The organism is Archangium sp. (assembly GCF_036388035.1).
Classification (GTDB): domain Bacteria; phylum Myxococcota; class Myxococcia; order Myxococcales; family Myxococcaceae; genus Archangium.
This window is the reverse complement of record NZ_DASVSO010000344.1, coordinates 1-4,517: the sequence shown is the minus strand read 5'-3', so window position 1 is coordinate 4,517 and position 4,517 is coordinate 1. Positions and strand designations below refer to the sequence as shown.

General features: G+C 71.3%; 5 protein-coding genes and 1 pseudogene. 1 reads left to right on the top strand and 5 read right to left on the bottom strand.

Annotated elements, in window-relative coordinates:
- Both VF697_RS14150 and VF697_RS14145 read right to left on the bottom strand, forming a co-directional pair.
- Nucleotides 1–654 (bottom strand): annotated as a pseudogene (locus VF697_RS14150) (hypothetical protein); the annotation flags it as partial.
- Between the two features lie 204 nt (nt 655–858).
- Nucleotides 859–1,626, bottom strand: coding sequence for a hypothetical protein (locus VF697_RS14145; protein WP_331095199.1), 768 nt, complete (start codon nt 1,624–1,626; stop codon nt 859–861).
- Nucleotides 1,627–1,741: 115 nt separating this feature from the next.
- Between VF697_RS14145 and VF697_RS14140 the strand changes: the two genes are divergently transcribed.
- Complete coding sequence (locus VF697_RS14140) at nt 1,742–2,083, top strand: TerB family tellurite resistance protein (protein WP_331095197.1); 342 nt, start codon at nt 1,742–1,744, stop codon at nt 2,081–2,083.
- 9 nt (nt 2,084–2,092) lie between these two features.
- On the opposite strand, the gene VF697_RS14135 is transcribed toward VF697_RS14140, so the two are convergent.
- The 3 genes from VF697_RS14135 to VF697_RS14125 form a co-directional block, all read right to left on the bottom strand.
- Nucleotides 2,093–3,250 carry a hypothetical protein gene (locus VF697_RS14135; RefSeq protein WP_331095195.1) on the bottom strand — a complete coding sequence of 386 codons (1,158 nt, stop codon included), beginning with the start codon at nt 3,248–3,250 and terminating at the stop codon, nt 2,093–2,095.
- Complete coding sequence (locus VF697_RS14130) at nt 3,250–4,188, bottom strand: hypothetical protein (RefSeq protein ID WP_331095193.1); 939 nt, start codon at nt 4,186–4,188, stop codon at nt 3,250–3,252. The genes VF697_RS14135 and VF697_RS14130 overlap by 1 nt, the downstream gene beginning before the upstream one ends.
- 124 nt (nt 4,189–4,312) lie before the next feature.
- A partial coding sequence (locus tag VF697_RS14125) for a DUF4476 domain-containing protein (protein WP_331095191.1) occupies nt 4,313–4,517 on the bottom strand: 205 nt, incomplete at its 5' end.

Here is a 4,517-nt window from a genome sequence, read left to right as displayed (position 1 = left end):
CGCACAGTCATACAGCGCCGTGGCCACGTTGAACTCGGCCACGCCGCCCTTGAAGCCCGCGCCATCCGCCACCAGCGAGCCCTGGTTGAAGACGGTGCCCGTGGTCAGGAAGGCCAGCACCCCTCCACTGCGCCCGTTCCAGGCCGGCGCCACCAGCGAGCTGCCATTCGAGATGCGCACGTCCGAGTGCTCGGGCACGCGCACCACCTGGCTCACGGTGGCGAAACGGTTCACCAGCGGCGCGGTGAGGCGCAGCACCCCGGACTCGACGCTCGCCAGGCGCGCCAGCTCCCACCGCCCCGCGCCCGAGCCCGCCAAGTCCACGGTGACGTCGGTCTCCCCGGTCCCGGGCAGCGCCGTGTCGCTCCCCATCTGCAGCACGAGCACCAGCTCGCCCGCCTTGAAGGCCGACACGTCCGCCACGTGCAGCTCGCTGGCGCCCGCGAGCGCCTCGGCGGTGAGTGGCGTGGAGGCGTTGATGACGGTGCCCGCGGCCCGCACCTGCAGCGAGCCGTGCTGGGCATTGCCCAGGCCGAACACATCCACCTCGGCGAGCGCCCGGAGTGGCACCAGCGCGAGCACCACGGTGAGCAGCCCCCACAAGGGCCGAGACGACCTGTCCGGAACGAAGCGACGCAGCGCGGTGGGAGACATGGTCCCCTCCTGTGGCCAGGACTCGTCATATGAGAACTTCAGGGAAAACGACACCTCATGGACTCGCGTACAGCCCGCCTCCCGCCTGGTAAGCGGAAGTGCTCCAATCACGCACTCGCCTCCCTCTGGGTGGAATGGGGGTGAACGGACGGCGAGGCGGGGGAGCAGGAATCCCCACCTCGCCATCGACCTGGGGAGAGCCGCTCAGAACCGTCCCTGGGCGAGCGAGAACACGGGCACCACGCGCCCCGGGCGCGAGACATCCGAGGCGAGCACGGGGAGCGGAGCGCCCACGGAGAGGCGCTTGCCGTCGACGTTGAGGAGCGCGGTGGAGGGAGCCCGGGCGGAGAAGCGCCGGTCCTCCTTGGTGAGGTTGACGACGAGGGTCTGCGTCAGGGCGACGAGGAGCCAGCTGCCGACGTGGGTGGGCCAGAGGACGAGCTCGAGCCCGCCGTAGCGCATGGGCTGGGCGTACTGGATGGCCCAGTAGGCGGCGTAGGTGGCGACGCCCGAGAGCCAGGTCCACACGAAGCTGTGGGAGTACCCCAGGTCGGTGCTGGCGATGAGCCAGATGGGGATGGTGCTGAGGAGCGGGAGGATGGCGCCGTTGACGAGGATCATCGCGTGGGTGCCCGCCCCCAGGACGGTGTTGGTGCCCTCGCCCCCGGTGAAGGCATCGGTGAGGATGGCGGCCCCGAAGAGGGAGACGACCTCGACGGCCCACATGCCGGTGCCGATGAGGAGCTGCGAGCCGAAGCCGGTGAAGAACTCCCCGAAGGCGCGCAGGACGGAGAAGGACGAGGAGCGCGCGGGCCTGCCGGGTACGTGCTCGTGGGAGAGCAGCCCGTAGGGGGTGGGCGTGGCGACGCGCGGCGTGAGCAGGCTGAACGAGGACGTCTCGCGGGTGTCGAGCCGGGGAGCGTCCGCCGGGGACAATTGCAGCACACTGATGACGAGCAGGGTGGTGAGCATGGGTGCTCCGGGATGAAGGCGCCGGGAGGGCGCGTTCCGGAGTATGCAACGGCACGCCCCGTGAGTGGACGCGAGCACGGGAACGCGCGACGCTCGGGGACGGAGGCACACCGGGATGACGACACCCACGAACAATGACGAGCGCTTCCACATCGAGCTGCTCAAGCTGCTGCTGCACGTGGCCTGGAGCGATGACGAGGTAGACGTGAGCGAGGCCCGCGCGCTCCTCGGCGCGGCCCAGCGCTGGAAGGTGCCCCTGTCCGAGCTGCAGCGGCTGGAGCGCTGCCTGGAGCAGGGCGAGGCCATGCCGGCGCCAAACCTCGGCCTGCTGCGCCAGCGCCCCGACGACGTGCTCGCCACGGTGCGCATGCTCATCTCGAGCGACACCACCGTGCACCTCTCCGAGCAGGAGATGCTCTCGCAGATTCGCGAGCTGCTCGGCCTGCCCCCGGCCTGAGGCGGCGGGCTACTCGTCGAGCAGCGCCGACCAGAAGGCGACGAGCCGCCAGACGTCGGCCACCCCCGCCTCGCGATCCATTTCGGCGTGGGTGATGAGGGGCGTGAGCAGCGGGTGCACCTCGGTCCGGGGAGCCAGCCAGCGCGCGAGGTGCTCGGACTCGATGGCGGGGATGACGCTGTCGTCCGTGCCATGCAGCAGGTAGACGGGCGAGGCCGGGGCCGTCGCGCGCTCGGGTGAGAGCGCGGAGTCGTTGGCGAAGGCCCGCGCGTGGGGCAACAGCCGTGGGCCGAGCGCGGCGACGTCCCGCTCATTCACGTACCGCATGAAGGTGGCGGCGGGCTCGGGCATCTCCGACTGCAGGCGCCGGGCCTCGGCGAAGGTCTCCTGGGCCCGCCGCGCATCGTGCATGGCGTAGTGCGAGGCACGCAGGAAGGTGAGGAGGCCCGCGCGCAGCGTCCGCACCTGCTCGGGGGGGACGACCCGGTCCGCCACGCTCAGCAGGATGACGACCACTCCGTAGTCATGGGGCTTGCGGTGCTGGCCATCGGACTGGACGCCGGTGCACAGGAAGGTGAGCACGCGCTCGATGTCCCCGTGTCCCCCGAGCGACAGCGTGAAGGCGACCTTGTCCCGGAGCAGGGGCCGGCCGGCGGCGACGACGGAGAGCCCCCCGGCGAAGCTGATGCCCAGCAGCCCCACCCGCCCGTCGGGCGCGAGCTCCGGCCGCGAGGCGGCCCAGAGCGCGGCGTCTTCGATCATGTCCGTCTCGCGCGGGGTGATTTGATAGCGCACGAGGTCGGGCAGCTCGGGGGTGATGACGGTGAGGCCCCCGGCGGCGAGGTCCCGGGCGAGCTTCACCAGGCGGGGCTCGTCGATGCCCCCCGCGTGCACGCCGGGAGTCACGAGCACGGTGCGTCCCTGGCCGTCCTGGGGCTGGAAGACGCGGGCGCGCAGGCTCCCATGGCGTGAGGGGATGCCCACCTCCTGCTCGGTGACGGGGCCGGTGCGCCAGTGGGCGAGGCGCTCGACGAGGCCACCCTTCATGTCGGCGGCACGAGCCACGAAGGAGAGGCCCCGGAGCAGGTCCGGGACGACGAGCAGGGCGACGAGCAGCAGTCCCGCCAGGACGGCGAGGAGCGTCACTCTCCGGGTGCGTGGGCGCATCAGTCCCAGTGCCAGGAGAAGTTCACCCAGGGCAAGGGAAAGGGGAGGCCCGTCGCGTAGGCGCCGCCGAGGTCCACCGTCCAGCGCTCGCCGAGCACCCGCAGGCCCACCGAGTTGACCAGCGTGGGGATGTAGCTCGGGCCCAGCAACGCCCAGTGCTCGGTGACGCCGGCGAGCCGGTCCGTCAGCCGCAGGGAGCCGCCGAGGGACCAGGCGACAAGCTCCGCCACCCGGTTGCCTCCGCTGTAGAACTCGAAGGGGATGCCCGCGCTCAACGTGAGCTGCGCGTCCGGGGTGCCATAGGTGACGGCTCCGAAGACGAGCCCGAAGGTGGACGGCGCGATGGGCAACACAACCGCCTCCACGCCCCCGGCCAGGTGGAGGCGCTCCGACACCGAGCCGCCCACCTTCACCCCGCCCGCCACATGGACGTAGCGCCTGTCCACCACGAACAGGGGCAGCACGCTGCCGACCGACACCGTGAGGTGGTCCGTCAGGCCCAGGGACACCAGGGTGAGGAAGAGCTCGCGCTGGCTGAAGAAGCCCTCGCCGCCACGCAGCATCAGCGCGCTGTTGCCAAAGAGGTAGCGGGTCCGGCCCGGGTCGGCGAAGCGCACCGTGCCGCCGCTCGTCACCCGGGCGTCATGCTCCTCGTCCACGCGCTCCACAGCCTCGGCGGACAGCGTCAGCCGCGCGCCCCCGGACACCTCCAGAACCACGCCATCCGTGTCATGGCGCACCACCTTTCCGACCAGCACCTGCCCGTCCTTGAGCGTCACCCGGGACAGCGTCTCCCCGGTGGCCTCGGCGGCAGGAGGCGCGGCCTCGGCCTGCTCCGGCGCCTCGGAGGGAGCGACGGCGGTGGGCTCGCCCTCGGGTTGGGCAGAGAGGGCCACGGGAGCGAGCAGCAACACGGCGGCGAGCAGCGGGCGGTACATGGGTCTCCTCGAAGGGGGGGACGCCAGCGAGTGTGCACGCTCCGGGCCAGCAAAGGCGAAGGGCCAGACCCCCGGGGCATCCGCGCCCCGCGAGCCTGGCCCTGTCAGCCCTCTCGGGCCCGCCTCAGCCGTTGATGATGCGCTTGAGCTCGGCCTTGTCGTTGGAGAACTGGAAGGCGTTGTAGAGCTGGAAGGAGTTCTGCCGATCGAGGACTCGGGTCCACAGCACCCGCACCGCCTCCAGCTTCTCCTTGGAGAACTGGAACTGGGGCAGCACCTGCAGCACCTGGTTGACGGTGAAGTAGTTGTTGCCGACGGCGTCCTCGAGG

Bases quoted from the DNA above. Each gene is read 5' to 3' on its own strand.
- VF697_RS14145 (WP_331095199.1), bottom strand. From the start codon at position 1,626: ATGCTCACCACCCTGCTCGTCATCAGTGTGCTGCAATTGTCCCCGGCG.
- VF697_RS14140 (WP_331095197.1), top strand. From the start codon at position 1,742: ATGACGACACCCACGAACAATGACGAGCGCTTCCACATCGAGCTGCTC.
- VF697_RS14135 (WP_331095195.1), bottom strand. From the start codon at position 3,250: ATGCGCCCACGCACCCGGAGAGTGACGCTCCTCGCCGTCCTGGCGGGA.
- VF697_RS14130 (WP_331095193.1), bottom strand. From the start codon at position 4,188: ATGTACCGCCCGCTGCTCGCCGCCGTGTTGCTGCTCGCTCCCGTGGCC.